Origin of the sequence: Sutcliffiella sp. NPDC057660, from assembly GCF_042800035.1 — a bacterium.
In the GTDB taxonomy this organism is placed as follows: domain Bacteria; phylum Bacillota; class Bacilli; order Bacillales; family Bacillaceae_I; genus Sutcliffiella_A.
Genome location: NZ_JBHVHV010000024.1, coordinates 1 through 18,207 on the forward strand (window position 1 = coordinate 1; position 18,207 = coordinate 18,207).

Annotated in this window: 16 protein-coding genes; 6 read left to right on the plus strand and 10 right to left on the minus strand. The window is 44.3% G+C overall.

Features of this window, described 5'->3' with window-relative positions:
• Nucleotides 1-420: 420 nt before the first annotated feature.
• From ACFVAD_RS21995 to ACFVAD_RS22010, 4 genes are all read right to left on the minus strand, one after another.
• Nucleotides 421-1,428 carry a FecCD family ABC transporter permease gene (locus ACFVAD_RS21995; protein WP_386645358.1) on the minus strand — a complete coding sequence of 336 codons (1,008 nt, stop codon included), beginning with the start codon at nucleotides 1,426-1,428 and terminating at the stop codon, nucleotides 421-423.
• The gene (locus ACFVAD_RS22000) at nucleotides 1,425-2,435 is read right to left on the minus strand and encodes a FecCD family ABC transporter permease (protein WP_386645533.1); all 1,011 of its coding nucleotides are present in this window, start codon (nucleotides 2,433-2,435) and stop codon (nucleotides 1,425-1,427) included. The genes ACFVAD_RS21995 and ACFVAD_RS22000 overlap by 4 nt, the downstream gene beginning before the upstream one ends.
• A gap of 72 nt (nucleotides 2,436-2,507) precedes the next feature.
• Nucleotides 2,508-3,437 carry an iron-hydroxamate ABC transporter substrate-binding protein gene (locus ACFVAD_RS22005; protein WP_386645361.1) on the minus strand — a complete coding sequence of 310 codons (930 nt, stop codon included), beginning with the start codon at nucleotides 3,435-3,437 and terminating at the stop codon, nucleotides 2,508-2,510.
• Nucleotides 3,388-4,233, minus strand: coding sequence for an ABC transporter ATP-binding protein (locus tag ACFVAD_RS22010; protein WP_386645364.1), 846 nt, complete (start codon nucleotides 4,231-4,233; stop codon nucleotides 3,388-3,390). The genes ACFVAD_RS22005 and ACFVAD_RS22010 overlap by 50 nt, the downstream gene beginning before the upstream one ends.
• A gap of 199 nt (nucleotides 4,234-4,432) precedes the next feature.
• On the opposite strand from ACFVAD_RS22010, the gene ACFVAD_RS22015 reads away from it, so the two are divergent.
• On the plus strand, nucleotides 4,433-5,482 hold the full coding sequence (locus tag ACFVAD_RS22015) for an NAD(P)/FAD-dependent oxidoreductase (RefSeq protein WP_386645367.1): 1,050 nt from the start codon (nucleotides 4,433-4,435) through the stop codon (nucleotides 5,480-5,482).
• Between the two features lie 67 nt (nucleotides 5,483-5,549).
• On the opposite strand, the gene ACFVAD_RS22020 is transcribed toward ACFVAD_RS22015, so the two are convergent.
• The 6 genes from ACFVAD_RS22020 to rluF all read right to left on the minus strand — a co-directional run bounded on the left by ACFVAD_RS22020 (nucleotide 5,550) and on the right by rluF (nucleotide 12,072).
• Entirely contained in the window at nucleotides 5,550-7,037 is a 1,488-nt protein-coding gene (locus ACFVAD_RS22020) for a peptide MFS transporter (RefSeq protein WP_386645370.1), read from the minus strand.
• Nucleotides 7,038-7,288: 251 nt separating this feature from the next.
• The gene (locus ACFVAD_RS22025) at nucleotides 7,289-8,362 is read right to left on the minus strand and encodes an ABC transporter substrate-binding protein (protein WP_386645373.1); all 1,074 of its coding nucleotides are present in this window, start codon (nucleotides 8,360-8,362) and stop codon (nucleotides 7,289-7,291) included.
• Nucleotides 8,359-9,162 (minus strand): ABC transporter permease, encoded by an 804-nt coding sequence (locus ACFVAD_RS22030; protein ID WP_386645376.1) that lies wholly within the window; start codon nucleotides 9,160-9,162, stop codon nucleotides 8,359-8,361. The genes ACFVAD_RS22025 and ACFVAD_RS22030 overlap by 4 nt, the downstream gene beginning before the upstream one ends.
• A 1-nt stretch (nucleotide 9,163) precedes the next feature.
• Entirely contained in the window at nucleotides 9,164-9,967 is an 804-nt protein-coding gene (locus ACFVAD_RS22035; protein ID WP_386645378.1) for an ABC transporter permease, read from the minus strand.
• Nucleotides 9,957-11,063, minus strand: a complete 1,107-nt coding sequence (locus tag ACFVAD_RS22040) for an ABC transporter ATP-binding protein (RefSeq protein ID WP_386645381.1) — start codon at nucleotides 11,061-11,063, stop codon at nucleotides 9,957-9,959. Before ACFVAD_RS22040 ends, ACFVAD_RS22035 begins: the two co-directional genes overlap by 11 nt.
• 301 nt (nucleotides 11,064-11,364) lie before the next feature.
• A complete protein-coding gene (gene rluF, locus ACFVAD_RS22045) occupies nucleotides 11,365-12,072 on the minus strand; it encodes a 23S rRNA pseudouridine(2604) synthase RluF (protein ID WP_386645536.1) in 708 nt (235 codons plus the stop codon).
• A gap of 140 nt (nucleotides 12,073-12,212) precedes the next feature.
• On the opposite strand from rluF, the gene ACFVAD_RS22050 reads away from it, so the two are divergent.
• From ACFVAD_RS22050 to ACFVAD_RS22070, 5 genes are all read left to right on the plus strand, one after another.
• Nucleotides 12,213-12,734 carry a GNAT family N-acetyltransferase gene (locus ACFVAD_RS22050; protein ID WP_386645539.1) on the plus strand — a complete coding sequence of 174 codons (522 nt, stop codon included), beginning with the start codon at nucleotides 12,213-12,215 and terminating at the stop codon, nucleotides 12,732-12,734.
• A 512-nt stretch (nucleotides 12,735-13,246) separates the two neighbouring features.
• Nucleotides 13,247-14,329 (plus strand): BMP family lipoprotein, encoded by a 1,083-nt coding sequence (locus ACFVAD_RS22055; RefSeq protein ID WP_386645384.1) that lies wholly within the window; start codon nucleotides 13,247-13,249, stop codon nucleotides 14,327-14,329.
• A 172-nt stretch (nucleotides 14,330-14,501) separates the two neighbouring features.
• Nucleotides 14,502-16,025 carry an ABC transporter ATP-binding protein gene (locus ACFVAD_RS22060; RefSeq protein ID WP_386645387.1) on the plus strand — a complete coding sequence of 508 codons (1,524 nt, stop codon included), beginning with the start codon at nucleotides 14,502-14,504 and terminating at the stop codon, nucleotides 16,023-16,025.
• Entirely contained in the window at nucleotides 16,022-17,095 is a 1,074-nt protein-coding gene (locus tag ACFVAD_RS22065) for an ABC transporter permease (RefSeq protein WP_386645390.1), read from the plus strand. The genes ACFVAD_RS22060 and ACFVAD_RS22065 overlap by 4 nt, the downstream gene beginning before the upstream one ends.
• Before the next feature lie 3 nt (nucleotides 17,096-17,098).
• Nucleotides 17,099-18,052 carry an ABC transporter permease gene (locus ACFVAD_RS22070; RefSeq protein WP_386645393.1) on the plus strand — a complete coding sequence of 318 codons (954 nt, stop codon included), beginning with the start codon at nucleotides 17,099-17,101 and terminating at the stop codon, nucleotides 18,050-18,052.
• Nucleotides 18,053-18,207: the final 155 nt, after the last annotated feature.

Below are 18,207 nucleotides of genomic sequence, written 5' to 3' on the forward strand. Positions count from 1 at the left end.
GGGTCATATCTTTTACTCATCGTAACACGCTCCAGTCCAGATACTTGTTTTTACAAGTCTCTCCAAACCGTGTCTACTTTATAGTCTAGACCCAGATTGATACCGCGATAAAGAGAAAAAGAGGAAATGGCGGTCTCAAAGTGGTGGATTGAGACCGCGATAAAGAGAAAAAGAGAGAATGGCGGTATCAAAGAGGCAGATTGATACCGCGATAAAGAGAAAAAGAGTAAATGGCGGTCTCAAAGAGGCAGATTGAGACCGCGATAAAGAGAAAAAGAGGAAATGGCGGTCTCAAAGAGGAGGATTGATACCGCGATAAAGAGAAAAAGAAGGAAAGGTGGTATCAATGTAGCAAATTGATACCACGATAAAGCCCATACAAAAATATAACGGTCTCAAAAGATAGACACTTTTCACTTTTTATTTCTTCAACAACAAATACATAAAGTACGGTGCGCCGATCAACGCGACCATGATCCCCGCAGGAATGCCGCTTGGATCGATGAGGTTGCGGCCGAGTGTGTCGGCAAAGAGGAGCAGCCAGCCTCCGATCAGGATTGCTACAGGAAGGAAGAGCTGGTTTCTCGGGCCGACGAGCGCTTTGGCGATGTGAGGCGCCATCAAGCCGACAAAGGCGATTCCTCCTGTTACAGAAACGGCGGAGGCTGCGAGTGCCACAGCCGTAAAGAGCATGACAAGCCGCTCTTTTTCCACTGACAGGCCGACTCCCACCGATACCGGTTCACTCAATGCCAATAGGTTAAGTCTATTCGCCTTATATAGGGTGAATGGTATAAGTACGACCAGCCATGGGATAAGAGCCAGTATGAACGGCCAGTCCGTCCCCCAGATGTTTCCTGCCAGCCATTTTGCAATAAAGTCCACTTTTTCCCTGTCCGCACCAGATATGAGGACAACCATAATCCCAGAGAGAGCCATGGAGAATCCGACACCTGTCAGCACGAGTCGGACTGGCTGCAGGCCTGTCTGCTTGCTGTAGGCAAAGAGATAAATCAGGCAGGCTGTAAGCAGTGCCCCGATAAATGCTACGATTGGTAGAACATAGACAAAGGAACCGACTTCGATAGGAACATATAGGAAAAATACAGAAATGGCGACTCCAGCGCCAGTATTAATGCCGATAATGCCAGGGTCGGCCAGATCGTTCCGGGTGATTCCTTGTAGGATGCTCCCGGCCAACGCCAGCGCCATTCCAGCCAAAAATGTAATGATGATTCTTGGCAGCCGAATGGAAAATAGGACAAATTCCTCCTTGAAGGTACCGTTTCCGAGCAATGTAGGCAGTAGTCGCTCATAGGACACAGAGGAGTAGCCGATCCCGATTCCTACGACGACCGTTAGAAGAACAAGCAAAGAGAGCAAAACAAGAACCAAGCGCTGTCTTCTGATCAAAGATGGATGTATCATGAGAATTCCTTGCCCCCTTTACGTACGATGATGAGGAAGAAAGGCAATCCAAGGAGTGCCACAATGGCTGCTACAGGTGTCTCGAATGGAGCGTTCAATGTGCGTCCAACTGTATCGGCAAGCAGCATGAATGTAGCACCAACTACTGCGGACATCGGCAGGATGAATCGGTAATCCGTACCTACAATTGCACGGACAATATGGGGGATCATCAATCCAATAAAGGCCATATTCCCGACAAGTGCCACAGAGGCTCCGGCCAACAACACAATAACGATGAAAAGCACCGTTTTTACCAGCACCGTCTTCTGTCCCAGCCCGACTGCGACCTCTTCACTCAGGCTCAGGATCGTCAGCTGCCTGGAGAGATAGATGGAGATCAGAATCCCAACTGTAATGAAAGGAATGATGATCTGCAGCTGTGACCAGTTCGTACCGATGATTCCACCGGCCGTCCACATCGAAACATCCTTGGATATTTTAAAATAGAGCCCCACCCCTTCTGCAATCGCAAACAACAAGGCGGATACGGCAGCACCTGCCAGTACAATCCTGAAAGGGGAAAAGCCGCCGCGCTTCATGGCTCCGATTCCAAAAACCATCGTCGCCCCGACTGCCGCTCCGATAAAGCAGGCAATCATGATACCGAAGTAATTGGTGGAAGGTGAAAGTGCGAGCGTTACCGCCAGCGCTGCGTTTGCTCCAGCAGTAAGCCCAAGTAGCCCGGGGTCAGCGAGCGGGTTTCTTGTCATCCCTTGCATGATGGCACCGGAAACCGATAATGCCGCCCCAACAAAAATAGCCGCCACTTCGCGGGGAAGGCGGATTTCACGAATCATCGTGGATTTTTCATCCAAATCAGTTGCAGTAAGGGCTGACCAGACATCCTTCATTGAGGTATCCGCAGCTCCAAAAAGCATTGCAACGAGAAATGTTCCGGCAAATACTACGATTCCAGCAATAAGTTTTAAGAGAAATGGAATGCTTCTTTGTTTTTCAGTCATCATCATGTTCATCTTTTCTTTTATAGATTAAGAGGGATTCCCATCAAACCAGAATCCCTCTTGCCGTCATTCATATTATCTGCCTAAAAATTTATCCTGGAAGAATTCAAGTTGGAACTCTAGAGAGATAGGGTCGTTAAAATAGAATTCCTTCGCATTAACTTCGAATACCTGGCCATTCTTTACAGCCGGGATGTTTTTGTATGTTTCTGTTTCCTGGAAGGAAGTGTCGCCGTCCGAATTTTTACTGAAAATGACGTAGTCGCCAGCAAATTCAGGTAGCACTTCAAAGGACAATGTATAGTAACCGTCCTTAAGTGCGGTCTGCTTCACTTTTTCCGGCATGTTCAGTTTCATTTCCTGATAAAGGATTTCGGTTCCGCGAGCCCAGTTGTCGCCGAATACATAAAGCTCTTTATCGAAGTTTTCAATAACGGATACTGTTGCGTCCTCTCCGATTTTCGCCTTGATCTCTTCACCTGCAGCAGCTGCACGCTGTTTGAAGTCGTCAATCCAATCCTGTGCTTCTTTTTCCTTGTTTAAAAGCTTTCCGATTTCAAGGTGCTGTGTAAGGTAATCCAATTTACCGTATGTAAAAGTTACCGTAGGGGCAATTTCATTCAATTTTTCAACGTTTTTGATTGTGGAAAGTCCGATGATTAAATCTGGATCCAATTCAATGATTTTCTCAAGGTCTTCATCTGTTACCTGTTCTACACCTTCCAAATATTCAGCATAGCGGGGATTCATCGCAGACCAGGAGTCTACTCCAACAAGGTCTACATCGAGTGCCATCACATTACCTGCAAAAGAAGAGAGAACAATGACACGCTCCGGGTTTGCGGGTACTTCTATAGGGCCATTTTCTGATTCATAGGTGATCGTTTCAGCAGAACCTTCTTTGTTGGTATCTTCAGATGCTGTATTATTGTTGTGGCTGTTACCGCATGCTGCGCTAACAACCAGTAAGAGCAGGAATACGAACGGTACTAGAATTTTCTTCATGGGTGTTTTCTCCTTTTAGTAAGTTATAAGTGATACACATTGGTTTATCTGTTCGCGGATCTCGTCCGATGACGGCGTCAATCTGGAACACTTCCCTTAACACATCGGGATGGATGACTTCCTCACAATTCCCCGCCTTGATAATATGACCATCCTTTAAGGCGATCAGGTAATCGGCGAAGCGGGCAGCCTGATTAAGATCATGCAGGACCATGACGATGGTTCGTCCCTGTTCCCGGTTCAGACGCTGCAAAAGCTCCAGCACCTCCAGCTGGTGGGCCATATCAAGATAGGTTGTCGGTTCATCCAGAAAGATGATTTCCGTTTCCTGAGCCAGTGCCATGGCAATCCATACACGCTGACGCTGGCCACCTGAGAGGGAATCGACTGGCCGGAATTTGAAATCGAGGGTACCGGTTTCCTGCAGGGCCCAATCGATGACTTCATAATCCTTTTTCGTCAGACGTCCAAATCCCTTTTGATGAGGAAATCGGCCATAGGAAACGAGCTCCCCGACTGTGAGACCACTTGCACTTTCCGGGGTTTGTGGAAGGATGGCCATTTTTTTTGCGAGCAATTTGGTATTCTCGCGTGAAATATCCTGGCCGTCTAGGACCACAGTCCCGGATTGCTGGGAAATGATGCGAGTGATCGCTTTCAAAAGTGTCGACTTTCCACAGCCATTGGAGCCGATAATGGTGGTAATCTGTTTGTCAGGGATCTCTACTGAAAGATCCTTGACAATGAGACGCTCACCATAGCCAATGTTTAATTCGTTTGTGTAAAGTCTCACCATGCTGAACCCTCCCAATGTTTGAAAATATGTAAATAAAAAACAGTTGATAATGATTATCAATGTCGGTACATTTATACTATAAAACCAACTAATTCTTATGTCAACCATTTTTTATGTTGTAAAAATAGAAAGAAAGTCGTATATTTGAGTGAGAATGATAATCAATTACTCTTTTCGGGGATACGAGGGGTGTGCATATATGAGGGAAATAGATATATATGATGTAACAGTCATTGGTGGCGGGCCGGCAGGATTATACTCGGCCTTTTATAGCGGGCTGAGAGAAATGAAAACAAAAATAATCGAGTATCAGCCACAACTTGGTGGGAAAATTCATGTCTATCCCGAAAAAGTGATCTGGGATGTTGGGGGCCAGACCCCGATACCAGGCGCAAAATTAATTGAACAGCTTGTCCAGCAGGGAATGACGTTCAACCCGGAAGTTGTGTTGAATGAAAAAGTGGATTCCATCACAAAGGATGAAGAGGGAATTTTTGTACTCCATGCTTCTTCAGGGCAGAAGCATTATTCGAAAACGGTGATCGTTGCTGTCGGGAGTGGTATTCTTAACCCGCAGAGGCTCAATATTGAAGGAGCGGAACGGTTCGAGGTTTCTAATCTGAACTATACGGTCAAATCCTTAAAGCATTTCCGGGACAAAACCGTCATTATTTCAGGCGGCGGAAACACGGCCATCGACTGGGCGAATGAACTCGAGCCCATTGCAAAAAAAGTGTATCTGACTTGTCGAAAGGACGCTTTGGGCGGCCATGAAGCACAGGTTAAACAGCTTATGAACAGCTCGGTCGAGTGCATGTTCCAAACCACCATTACAAAGCTGATTGCCGATTCCACTCAGGAAGAAATCGAAAAGGTGGAGCTGACAAACTCGGAAACAGGGGAGATCTGTTACCTCGAGATTGATGAAGTGATTATCAACCACGGGTATGAACAAGACTCGAGCCTTTTGCAGAACAGTGATTTAAACATTGAGATTGCAGATAATTTCTATGTAGCGGGCAATGCGAACAGTGAGTCATCAGTAGAAGGCCTGTATGCTGCAGGGGATATCCTGAAGCACGACGGAAAGCTGCATTTGATTTCAGGCGCATTCCAGGATGCCGCCAATGCGGTGAATAAAGCGAAGCAGTACATCCAGCCAAGTGCACCTGGTGCAGCGATGGTATCGTCCCACAACGATGTCTTCAAAAAACGCAATCGCCAGCTCGTTAAGGAAATGATGAAATAATCTAAAAGGGGCCTGACCCTCAGCGCTTTAAAGCGCTGAGGGTCAGGCCCCTTTTTTTAAAAATCCTTTATCTTACACCCTTCATCAACACTTGAATCTTAGGTGAAAGGACAAACAATAGGATGCTCAGCAGAATGGCAGCTCCGCCGATGGTACCGAAGTACATGACTTCATTTTCCGGGTTGTAGAATCTGACGAGCTGGGCATTGATTGCCTGAGCAGCAGCACTTGCCAGGAACCAGATACTCATGGTTTGGGCAGAGAATGCTGCAGGAGCAAGTTTCGTTGTGGCGGAAAGGCCGACCGGTGACAAACACAATTCCCCGAGTACGACGATAAAGTAGCTCAGTACAAGCCATAACGGACTTACCAATGCTCCCTCGCCAAGATAACCAGGGATTAGAATGACTAGGAAAGACAAACCTGCAAACAGCAGTCCCAAGGAGAACTTTTTCGGGACGGATGGCTGATACTTCCCAAGTCTTACCCACATCCATGCAAAAACAGGTGCAAGGATGATGATAAATAATGGGTTCAAGGATTGGAACCAAGCTGGAGAGATCGTGATTCCAGCAAACTCAAGCTGTGTACGTTTATCCGCATATAAAGCAAGAATGGTGGAACCTTGCTCCTGAATCGCCCAGAACATCGCTGCAGCAATAAACAATGGAATATAAGCAATAATGCGTGAACGCTCCACTGCCGTTGTTTTAGGGCTGCGGTACATCACGATAAAATAAATGGTCGGGATGGCTACGCCAAAGACTCCTACCATGTTAATGACTGTTTCAATCGTAAATAGACCATTTGGAATCAGGATAGCTAAAAGCGCACCAATAATAATGATACCGGCACTAAAAATAATCGACAGTTTTTTCTTTTCAGCTGCACTTAATGGATTTGCAACATATGTTCCAGCTAAACCTAAATTCTTCTTTTTCGTAAGCATGAATACTAAAAGTCCAAAGAACATCCCGATTGCAGCAACACCGAAGCCAAGATGGAAGCTTTCTTTTGCCAATTCCCCGGTAATAAGTGGAGATAGGAATGCCCCCAGGTTGATCCCCATATAGAAGATACTGAATCCTGCATCCCGGCGGTTATCGCCTTCTGCATACATATCTCCAACCACGCTCGATACGTTAGGCTTTAACAGACCTGTACCGATAACGATCAGAACCATGGAAACAAAGAACATGGAAAGACTGCCAGGCACGGCAAGTGCAATATGTCCGAACATGATCAGGATACCACCATAGAAAATGGCTTTGGAGGTACCGAAAATCCTGTCAGCCAACCAGCCTCCAATAACTCCTGACATATAGACCAATGCACCATAGATCGACATGATGGATAGTGCAAGCTCTTCTGATAGACCAAGTCCGCCATCAGATATTTCATAGTACATGTAAAATACAAGGATGGCCCTCATCCCATAGTAGGAAAAGCGCTCCCAAAACTCAGTGAAAAATAGAGTGAAAAGTCCTTTAGGGTGTCCAAAAAACCCTTTTTGAGGAACGCTATCCACAATTTTCTGTTTATTTAAATCAGACATTTCATAGCCCCCTCAACGTTTCTAATATAATAAAAAAATAAATCATTTTTGTCAAAATGCAATAATTAACAGTATTATTTCAAATGAAAGCGATTTTATGACAAAAATAGTACTATATTAATAAAGTGTTACAACATAGTAGAAAAGGACGGATAAAATGGAATGGAACTGGGGATGGCTGCGGGTAGATAGAACCAAAAAAACGAATTTTTTCCCATCATAAAAAGATGGGGAAAAATTCGTTCTGTTCTTTATTTTCGGTGCATTTTAAATTCCAGGAACAGTTCATTATAGTAAGCAAGGTTTTTCACACCAAGATTCTCGTAGACTTCCAGCTTTTCCGTCAGTTCCGGCGACGGATAGAAGCGTTCATCGTTTACAAGCTCTTCCGGCAATAATGGAAGAGCGGCTTTGTTCGGCGTGGAATAGCTGACATATTCCGTGTTCTCTGCTGCAACCTCGGCATCAAGCATAAAATTGATGAACTGGTGGGCTGCTTCTACATTCTTCGCGGTTTTCGGGATGACCATATTGTCAAACCAGAGATTGGATCCCTCAACAGGAACCACATATTCCAGGTCCTCATTCTCGTACATGAGTTCAGACGCCACCCCGGACCATACAAGACCGATTGCGGCCTCCTGGTTTTCAAGGAGCATCCTGCTTTCATCCCCGACAATCGCTTTTATATTTGGTGTGAGGGAATTCAGCTTTTCCTTCGCTTCCAAAAGATGCGCGGGATCGGTATCATTCAGCGAATACCCAAGGCTGTTCAGCCCCATTCCCATCACTTCACGTGCCCCATCAATAAGAAGGATCTCATTTTTCAGATCCTCATCCCAAAGGTCATTCCAGCTTCTGATTTCCTTCCCGTCAAGCATGGAGGGATTGTATACAATTCCGACCGTACCCCAGAAGTAGGGAACGGAGTACTTGTTTTGTGGGTCAAAAGGGAGGTCCATAAAGCGCTCATCGATATTTTTTAAATTGGGAAGCTTGGAATGGTCCAAAGGGATGAGCAGATCCTCCTTGCGCATTTTATCAATCATATATTCGGATGGAACCGCTATGTCGTAGGTGGTCCCGCCCTGTTCTATTTTCGTTTTCATCGCCTCATTCGAATCGAATGTTTCGTAGATGACCTTCACGCCTGTTTCTTCTTCGAATCGGTCGATCAGGTCGGAGTTGATATAGTCCCCCCAGTTGTAGATGGTGAGGGTATTGCCGCTTGTAAAGCCCTGTGATTCATTCATTTTCGTAATGGTAAATAAAAGCGCGGCAGAGACAAGCACAATCAGGATAAAAAACTGGACAAGCTTTTTCATCGTCTAACCCCCATTCCACTTGGCTTATTGCGCACCGTAATGAAGTAGTACACAATCACCAGAATGATGGTGAAAAGGAAAAGTAGGGTCGATAAGGCATTGATATTCAGGGAAATACCGCGACGTGCAAGAGAATAGATTTCAACGGAAAGGGTGGTAAAGCCATTTCCTGTCACGAAAAAAGTAACGGCAAAGTCATCAAGCGAATAGGTCAATGCCATAAAGAACCCTGCGAAAATACCAGGCGTGATGTAGGGCAGTACCACTTTCCTTAATACATCCCAGCGGCTTGCCCCCAGGTCATGGGCCGCATCAATCAGAGAGGGGCTCATTTCCAACAGCTTCGGCAGGACCATCAACACCACAATCGGCACAGAAAAGGCGATATGGGATAACAGAACCGAATAAAGTCCAAGCTTTATGCCTGCCATCGTAAATAGGATCAGGAAGGAGGCACCGATAATGACGTCAGGGCTGACAATCAGAACGTTATTTAGCGAAAGCAACGTGTTTTTCGTGCTTCTTCTTTTAAAAGAATGAATCGCCAATGCCCCAAACACGCCGACTATGGTCGAAATTAGCGCGGATAAAAGAGCGATTAGCAGGGTGTTCAGGACAATGATCAGAAGTCGTGTATCGTCGAACAGCTCCCGATAAGAATCCAGGGTGAAGCTTTCAAAATCATACATGTTTCCACCGCTGTTGAACGAGTAGAAAATCAAAAAGAAAATCGGCAGGTAAAGGATGATGAAGATCATGCCAAGAAATAGTTTTGAGAAGGGAGATATTTTTCTATCCAATCTATATCCCTCGCTTTCTGCTGCTTGTCAGTTTCATAAACAGGAACATGATGATAATTAAAAAGACGGCAATCGTCGAGCCCATTCCCCAATCCTGTGTCACTAGGAAATGCTGTTCGATGGCTGTACCTAATGTGATGACGCGGTTTCCTGCAATTAACCTGGTCAGCATGAATAGGGACAATGCCGGGATAAAGACGATCTGGCATCCAACTTTCACTCCGTCCATCGTCAGTGGCAGAACCACGCGGCGGAAGGTGGTGAACCGGGATGCACCCAAATCGTTCGCTGCATCTACAAGAGTAGGATTAAGCTCGTTCAGGGCATTGAAAATCGGCAGTATCATAAATGGAATGAAAATATAAACCGATACAAAGACAAAGCTGAAATCGGTAAAGAGGATCTGCTGGGTTCCAATCCCCAACACCTCGAGGAAACTGTTCGCCACTCCATATGTACCGAAAATCCCTAAAAACGCATAGGCCTTCAACAGGAGATTGATCCAGGAAGGAATGATCAACAGTAATAACCATAAATGCTTATGACGCGTTTTTGTCAGCAGATAGGCGGTAGGATATGCCACCAGCAGGGTAATGGCTGTAATGAGAAAAGCGTACCAGAACGAGCTGAAGGTCATTTTCAAATAGACCGGCGTAAAGAACTTCTGGTAATTTGCAAGGGACAGGCTGCCCTCAATATCAAAGAAAGAGTAATAGAGTACAAGCAGGATAGGTGCAACGACGAACAGGGCAATCCAAATGGCGTAGGGTATAAAGTAAAGATTCCTTGATACTCTATTTTCCATGAGGTGCTCCAATGTCGTACCCTTCCAGACGTCGATCGAAATCCTCTTCCGATTCCCCTATCCGCATGACGTGGATTGCTTCCGGCTCAAAGAAGAGACCAATCGTATCCCCTACGGACGCTTTCTTCGTCGAGTGCACCAGCCACTCGTTGCCATCCTGATCATAGCTGCTGATCTCATAGTGAACGCCGCGGAAAAGCTGGGAATCCACACGAACCTGCAGTTTCCCCTGATCGGGTGTTGTGATCTCCAGATCCTCCGGCCGGATGATGATCTCCACCGTTTCGTTCATCTTCAACCCTTTATCCACACACTCAAATTCCTTGCCGGCAAATTCCACTAGGTAATCCCTGATCATTGTTCCGGCTACGATATTCGATTCCCCGATGAAATCAGCCACAAAGCGGTTGATCGGTTCATCATAAATATCTGTCGGTGTTCCGCTCTGCTGAATTTTCCCTTCATTAATGACAAAAATCTCGTCTGACATCGCCAATGCTTCCTCTTGATCATGCGTGACAAAAATGAAGGTGATGCCAAGTCGCTGCTGAAGCTCCCGCAGTTCATACTGCATTTCGGTACGCAGCTTCAAATCCAGTGCCGATAATGGCTCATCCAGAAGAATGACTTCGGGCTCGTTGACGATGGCACGTGCAATTGCTACACGCTGTCGCTGTCCACCGGACATCTCCCTGATTTCACGCTCCTCAAAGCCTTCCAGGTTTACAAAGCTCAGCGCTTCCTTTACTTTTGCCTTCACATCCGCATTCTTCATCTTTTTGATTCGAAGGCCGAATGCCACATTTTCAAAAACATTAAGATGAGGAAAGAGGGCGTAATCCTGGAAGACGGTGTTCACTTGACGCTTATTGGCAGGAACATCATTTATCTTCTTTCCGTTAAAATAGATTTCCCCATCCGTTGCTTCGGTAAATCCTGCAATCAAACGTAGGATTGTTGTTTTACCGCATCCGGAAGGACCTAGCAGTGTATAGAATTTCCCCCGTTCAATTTCAAAGCTGACATTATCCAATACAGCCATGTCCTGATCGTATTGCTTTTTTACATTCTTGAAATGAATTATTGCGTTTGACATAGCAACCTCCCTGTAAATCGAAATTTTCTATTATAAATGGTGCCAAAAGGAACGCTTTTTAATTTCGAAAATTAAAAATATTAAATTCGAAACAATTATACATGAAATGCATGAAAATACAATGACCTTTCAACCGTGATTATGTCTCATTCTCTATTTGATAGAGAATAGTAGTCTTTAGACCTCCTATAGAAGAGAGATTAATCACCTTTCTCCTATAATAATCAAAAAGAAAGAGGAAGCCGATGGCTTCCTCTTTCTCATGTTTACATAACCACAGGGGTCTGGCCCCTATTACCTTTTACCACTCTTTTGGTTCGTAGTTCAATTCTGCGAAAAGCTGTTTTTTCTCTTTTTTGCTGAGGTCGCGCCATTGTCCCATTGGAAGGTTGTTCAGTTCGATGTTCATGATGCGGGTACGCTGGAGGCGATATACTTCATAGCCGAGCTCGGCACACATGCGGCGGATCTGGCGGTTCAATCCTTGGGTCAGGATGATTTTGAAATCAAACTTGGACAACTGCTCCACCTTGCATGGCAGGGTTTTAGTGCCGAGGATCTTTACCCCTTCAGACATCTGCTTCACAAAATCGGATGTAATCGGTTTGTCGACCGAGACGATGTATTCTTTTTCATGCTTATTTTCCGGACGAAGGATCTCATTGATGATATCCCCGTCATTCGTGAGGAGAATCAGGCCTTCGGATTCTTTGTCCAATCGGCCGATATGGGACAAGCGCAGGGGGTGGTTGACCAGGTCGATGATATTCCCTTTTACCTGCTTCTCGGTTGTACACGTGATTCCGACCGGTTTGTTCAATGCAATATAGACATTATCGCGGGCGATGCGGATAAGTTGCCCGTTCACCAGCACCTCATCTCCAGGCTCCACTTGTCCGCCGATTTTGGCTACCTTGCCATTGATTTTTACTCTACCTTCTTCAATCAGTTTATCTGCTCCGCGTCTGGAAGCTATGCCAGAATCGCTGATGAATTTATTGACTCGCAGTGTACCCACGTCCTTCTATGAAAATTTTTACGATATTCTAACCAAAAGTGAAAATATATGGTTATATGTTTGTTTTTGAATATACTAATCATACAATATAGATAGACATGCTTACAAATGGAGAGGTGAAGAAAGTGGAGATGCTAATACTTACAGGTAAGGACATTTCGGACGGTTTCCTTGATGATTTTACCCGCTATCAGCAAACAACTAAAGTCTATGTAAAGGAAAGCAGGGTTTTTGTGGAGCAACAGGATTCCTTTATCGACGACTGGGACATACAGCAGAGACACAAGATTACCGAACATTTGAGAAAAACCGCGGATGCTGGAGGTGCAGTGATCTCCATTATGAAGGGAGGGAAGCTGGTAGGCTTTTCCGTCATTGAACCGGAACCCTTTGGAACCAATGACTGTTATCTAGAGCTCTCCTATATTCATGTGTCAGCGGACTACAGAGGACAAGGGATTGGAGAGAAACTTTTTAACCGTACCAAAGAGATAGCAAAAAGGATGGGTGCCACCAAACTATACATAGGTGCCCATCCTTCCGTGGAAACACAGCACTTCTATAGAAAGATGGGGTGCGTTCCAGCCAAAGAGATTCATCCGGCCATCTATGACCGCGAGCCGCGTGACCTTCAGTTGGAAGTAAGCATATGAGAACTTTTGAGTGACATGGGAGACTCCACTAGGTTGCTCCCTTGTCTACCTGTGAAAAGAGAATGTGTAAATTAGAAAAACTTCTAAAAAATTATTATTTCCATGTGGTAATACTGCTGGAAAGATGGATGGAGAATATCCATAGGCTCCAAAACGAATGGATAGGATGAAAGACTAGTCATTTATATAGAAGGAAAGAGAATAAAACCCCCTACAAACCTCCGTTTTCAAAGTGTCCAGAAAGAACAGAAAACACCTTTTCGACACCTTTGCTATTAGATAAATCCCCGAAAGTTTATGCCTTGTTATTATGTAATTTCTACCAGGAAATTTTTTGGAATCCGCTATTTATCTATTATTTTTCGACAAAATATTTTACTAGGAAAATATAATCAGGAAATTTTGTTCATCTTTTAAAAACATATATTGAAAAATAAGAAGTTTACGAATATAGTAATGATAGTAAGGGTTTTCAATTTACTATAAATTTTTAATTTTGGGGGAGTTAAGGCATGAAAAAGGGTTTACTTGCTACAATTATTACTGTCATGACAACTATGCTGTTTTTAGTTGGTTGCGGCAGTGACAGCAGCAGCGGAGATAAAGCAGGATTTAAAGTCGGAATGGTAACAGACGCTGGAACGATCGATGACAAATCTTTTAACCAAGGTACTTGGGAAGGTATCAAAGAAGCTACGAAAGAATTGGATCTTAAAAATAAATACTTAAAACCTTCTGGAACATTAGAAGCAGATTATATTAAAGAAATCACAAACCTATACGATGCAGATTTCAAATTCATCGTAACTCCTGGTTTTAAATTTGAAACGGCTATCTTCAATGCACAAACTAAATTCGAAGATGCTAAATTCGTTTTAATCGATGGTTCTCCACATAATGGAGACTTCAACCCTGTTGTAGGAAAGAACACAGTTTCCATCTTCTTCGCAGAGCATGAAGCTGGATTCCTTGCTGGAGTTGCAACTGCGTTAGAGCTTAAAGACGGTGAAGCAGGATTCATCGGTGGTATGGAAATTCCTCCAGTACAAAAATTCAACTGGGGCTTCCAACAAGGTCTTGCATATGCAAATGAAAACCTTGGCACAAACGTAACAATCAAAGCGGACAATGTTGTATATCAAGGAACTTTTGACGATGTAGCAGCTGGTCAGCAAATCGCTGCTCAAATGTTTGACCGTGGTGTGGATGTAATCTTCGCAGCAGCTGGTGGAGTTGGTGTTGGTGCCATCACTGAAGCGAAAAACCGTGTTCAAGACGGCGAAAACGTATGGATGGTTGGGGTAGACGTTGACCAATACGAAGAAGGAGTATACGCTGACGGCAAATCCGTTATCCTTACTTCTGCTATGAAACAAATCGACAAAGCTGCGGCTGATATGATCAAAGCGGAAAATGATGGCAAGTTCCCTGGTGGAGAAACTTTAATCTTTGACGCTAAAAACGACGGTGTTGGTCTTCCGGATAAGAACCCGAACCTAAGCGAAGACACAACTGCTAAAGTTGATGAAGTATTTGAACTAATCAAGTCCGGTGAAGTAAAAGTAAATGCTGAACAAGGCGACTTGATCAAGTAATAGAGAGAAAGCAAGCTGATAATGTAATAAAAAAAAGACGGGTTGTCCCGTCTTTTTTGTTGCCTATATCGTTAGAGGTTAGTTGTCTGTCCTCTTGGAAAAATAATACTCGAGTGTGTTCAAATGGAAGAAACACCTATTGGATACGCTCTTCAAAAGGGAGAATCGCTATATGGACTATGTAGTTGAGATGCTCAATATCAGGAAGGAGTTTCCCGGGATCGTTGCCAACGACGATATTACCCTTCAACTGAAACAGGGAGAGATTCATGCTCTGTTAGGGGAGAATGGAGCGGGTAAGTCCACACTCATGGCTATCCTGTTTGGAATGTACCAGCCTGATCGAGGATCCATCAAGATCAATGGAAAAGAAACGAAAATTTCCAATCCGAACGTTGCAACGAAGCTCGGGATCGGAATGGTACATCAGCATTTTAAGCTAGTGAGCAACTTTACCGTTACAGAAAATATCATTCTCGGTTCTGAATCTCACAACTATTACATGCTTGATACAAAGTCGGCAAGCAAAAGAATTGAAGAATTATCCGTTAAATACGGCCTTAACGTAGACCCCCATGCAAAAATAGAAGATATATCTGTAGGAATGCAGCAACGTGTAGAAATATTGAAGATGCTTTATCGTCAAGCGGACGTACTTATCCTGGATGAGCCCACTGCGGTTCTTACACCGCAGGAGATTACGGAACTCGGTAAGATCCTGAAAAATCTGATTGCCGAAGGAAAGTCCATCATCATCATCACGCATAAATTGAAGGAAATCAAAGAGATGGCCGATAGATGTACGGTTATCAGAAGAGGTAAAACCATCGGTACCGTAGATGTTGCAGCAACGAGCAAGGAAAAGATGGCCGAGATGATGGTTGGCCGTGAAGTTAACTTCAAAGTGAGCAAAATTGAAAGTACGCCTGGGGAAATCGTCCTCAAAATGGATGATGTTTCTGTGAAGCAGGGCAAGGACGTTTTTGGATTGAAAAATATGTCCTTTGAATTGAGAAAAGGAGAAATCCTTGGCATTGCCGGTGTCGATGGCAACGGACAATCCGAAATTGTAGAAAGCATCACGGGGTTGAAAAGTGTAGATTCCGGAACTATCACCTTTGAAGGAGCAGATATCACAAAGCTTCCGGTCCGTTCAAGAATTGCAAAGGGTATTGCCCATATTCCGGAGGATCGCCACAAGAGAGGTCTGGTTCTGGATTATACCATTGAAGAAAACATGGTATTGGAGCTTTACCATCAAAAGCCTTTTTCTAAAAGAGGCCTACTGAACTTCACTGAAATCAGAAAGCATGCAGATAATATCATCAAAAGCTTTGATGTCCGTTCTGGACAAGGGGCAGTTTCCGTTACAAGATCCCTATCCGGCGGGAACCAGCAAAAGGCTGTTATCGGAAGGGAAATCGAACTGGATCCTACGCTATTAATCGCAGTTCAGCCTACTCGTGGACTGGATGTAGGTTCCATCGAATATATCCATAAGAGATTAATAGAACAGAGAGATAAAGGAAAAGCAGTTCTACTTGTATCTCTGGAACTGGATGAAGTATTAAATGTATCGGATCGCATCGCTATCGTGAATAATGGCCAGCTCGTTGGTATTGTGGACGCAAAAGAAACAAATGAAAACGAGATCGGTCTTATGATGGCAGGCGTGAAGAAGGGGGAAGACGAATGAGAGCAGGAATTATCTCGCTGATTGCAGTCGTTCTTGGACTGATTGCAGGGGCGATATTAATGGCTATCACGGGGAACAGCCCGATAGAAGGATATCAATACTTGTTTGAAGGCGGTCTGAAGAACATTTCAAGGACCGGTAATACACTTGCAACAGCAACACCTTTGATTTTCACAGGACTATCGGTTGCATTTGCATTCCGTACAGGATTATTCAATATCGGTGCTGCGGGCCAAATGCTGTTTGGCGGTTTTTGTGCTGTAGCAATCGGTTTATCCATTGATGCGCCAAAACCAATCATGCTTTTGGTAATGATTCTTGTCGGATTTATTGGTGGGGCGCTGTGGGCATTCATCCCAGGTTTACTCAAAGCAAGATTCAATGTTCATGAGGTTGTATCCACGATCATGATGAACTGGATTGCTTACTGGACAGTTTATTATGCAGTTCCTGCTTATTTTAAAGGGGAATTTTTAGAAACGGAATCAAAGAAACTTCCGGATACAGCATCCCTTAAAGTTCCATTTTTAACTGAAGCATTTGATGGTTCTTACATTAACCTAGGTTTATTCCTTGCAGTTATAGCGGTTATTGTCTTTTCTTTTGTCATAAATAAAACAACGCTTGGATATGAACTGAAGGCGGTTGGATTCAACCGTGACGCAGCAGAGTATGCAGGTATTGCGGTAAACCGCAGCGTCATCACTTCCATGCTGATTTCAGGCGGTCTGGCTGGACTTGGTGGAGTGGCGTATTATGCAGGTAACTCCAACAGCATTCAGATCGGTATCCTGCCGACCCAAGGATTTGACGGTATTGCAGTTGCACTACTCGGTGCCAATACTGGTATCGGTGTTCTTTTGGCAGCTGTGTTCTTCGGTCTTTTATACTCTGGACGCGGGTTCATGAACGCGATGACCGACATTCCGCCGGAAATTGCGGATTCCATTATCGCAATAATCATCTATTTTGCTGCAACAAGTATTCTTATCGAACGCTTTGTCAGCTTTATGATCAAGAAACGTAAAAACAAACAATCCACGAACGTGAAAGCCAAGGAGGGGGAATAGGTTATGTGGACAACCATACAACAAATAGCTCCGTATGCAATTATTTTTACAATCCCTCTTTTAATTACAGCTTTAGGCGCATTATTCAGTGAACGAAGCGGTGTCGTAAACATTGGACTAGAGGGACTTATGGTAGTAGGTTCATTCTCTGGTGCCCTTGTGATCATGAAAATGCAAGAAGCCATGCCAGGAGATCCCAAGGCCATCTGGATCGGATTGATTGTAGCTACGCTTGTGGGATTACTTTTCTCCCTGCTGCATGCATTTGCAAGTATCAACTTGAGTGCGAACCAGATCATCAGTGGTACAGCCATCAATATGATCGCAGGTGCCATCACGGTCTTCCTTGCACGTAATATTACAGGGAGCGGAAACATCCGTATTTCCAATGGATTGCGCCCATTTGATGTTCCTTTTTTATCGGACATCCCGGTTATCGGAAGCCTGTTCTTCACAAAAACATACAGTACAACTTGGCTTGTACTGTTCATCTTGGTTATCAGTACGATCGCTCTGTATAAGACGCCATTCGGCCTTCGCCTAAGAGCGTGCGGGGAGCATCCTCATGCTGCAGAGGCGGCCGGTATCAGCGTTAGAAAGATGCGCTATATCGGGGTTATGATCTCTGGTGCGTTCTCCGGTCTTGCCGGTGCCATCATCATCGTAACATTCGGTGGAGAATTTTCCGGAACAGTAGCGGGACTTGGTTTCCTTGCACTTGCTTCCCTGATCTTCGGTCAATGGAAGCCGCTTGGAATCCTTGGAGCAACGCTTTTCTTCGGATTTGCAAGCACGATTGCAAATGTATCTCAGGTAATTCCGTCATTGGCAGTATTTCCGCCGGTGATTTTAAAGGTTTTCCCTTATGTGGTCACGTTGATTGCATTGATCATCTTCTCTAAATCATCCCAGGCGCCGAAAGCTGTCGGAGAGCCGTTCGATTCAGGGAAAAGATAACACAAAATCTAAGCATATCCTTTCGGGGGTATGCTTTTTTGTTATGTTGATATAGTTTTTATAATTTTTAGACTAACCTGTATTGACAGAATTTTTAGGAGGTTTATAATGGAATTAAACATATGTTCATAACGCATGAACAATATTTTATTTGT

Excerpts from the sequence above, each read along its gene's own strand:
- ACFVAD_RS21995 (WP_386645358.1), bottom strand. The coding sequence starts at position 1,428 with ATGATACATCCATCTTTGATCAGAAGACAGCGCTTGGTTCTTGTTTTG.
- ACFVAD_RS22000 (WP_386645533.1), bottom strand. The coding sequence starts at position 2,435 with ATGATGACTGAAAAACAAAGAAGCATTCCATTTCTCTTAAAACTTATT.
- ACFVAD_RS22005 (WP_386645361.1), bottom strand. The coding sequence starts at position 3,437 with ATGAAGAAAATTCTAGTACCGTTCGTATTCCTGCTCTTACTGGTTGTT.
- ACFVAD_RS22010 (WP_386645364.1), bottom strand. The coding sequence starts at position 4,233 with ATGGTGAGACTTTACACAAACGAATTAAACATTGGCTATGGTGAGCGT.
- ACFVAD_RS22015 (WP_386645367.1), top strand. The coding sequence starts at position 4,433 with ATGAGGGAAATAGATATATATGATGTAACAGTCATTGGTGGCGGGCCG.
- ACFVAD_RS22020 (WP_386645370.1), bottom strand. The coding sequence starts at position 7,037 with ATGTCTGATTTAAATAAACAGAAAATTGTGGATAGCGTTCCTCAAAAA.
- ACFVAD_RS22025 (WP_386645373.1), bottom strand. The coding sequence starts at position 8,362 with ATGAAAAAGCTTGTCCAGTTTTTTATCCTGATTGTGCTTGTCTCTGCC.
- ACFVAD_RS22035 (WP_386645378.1), bottom strand. The coding sequence starts at position 9,967 with ATGGAAAATAGAGTATCAAGGAATCTTTACTTTATACCCTACGCCATT.
- ACFVAD_RS22040 (WP_386645381.1), bottom strand. The coding sequence starts at position 11,063 with ATGTCAAACGCAATAATTCATTTCAAGAATGTAAAAAAGCAATACGAT.
- ACFVAD_RS22050 (WP_386645539.1), top strand. The coding sequence starts at position 12,213 with ATGCTAATACTTACAGGTAAGGACATTTCGGACGGTTTCCTTGATGAT.
- ACFVAD_RS22055 (WP_386645384.1), top strand. The coding sequence starts at position 13,247 with ATGAAAAAGGGTTTACTTGCTACAATTATTACTGTCATGACAACTATG.
- ACFVAD_RS22060 (WP_386645387.1), top strand. The coding sequence starts at position 14,502 with ATGGACTATGTAGTTGAGATGCTCAATATCAGGAAGGAGTTTCCCGGG.
- ACFVAD_RS22065 (WP_386645390.1), top strand. The coding sequence starts at position 16,022 with ATGAGAGCAGGAATTATCTCGCTGATTGCAGTCGTTCTTGGACTGATT.
- ACFVAD_RS22070 (WP_386645393.1), top strand. The coding sequence starts at position 17,099 with ATGTGGACAACCATACAACAAATAGCTCCGTATGCAATTATTTTTACA.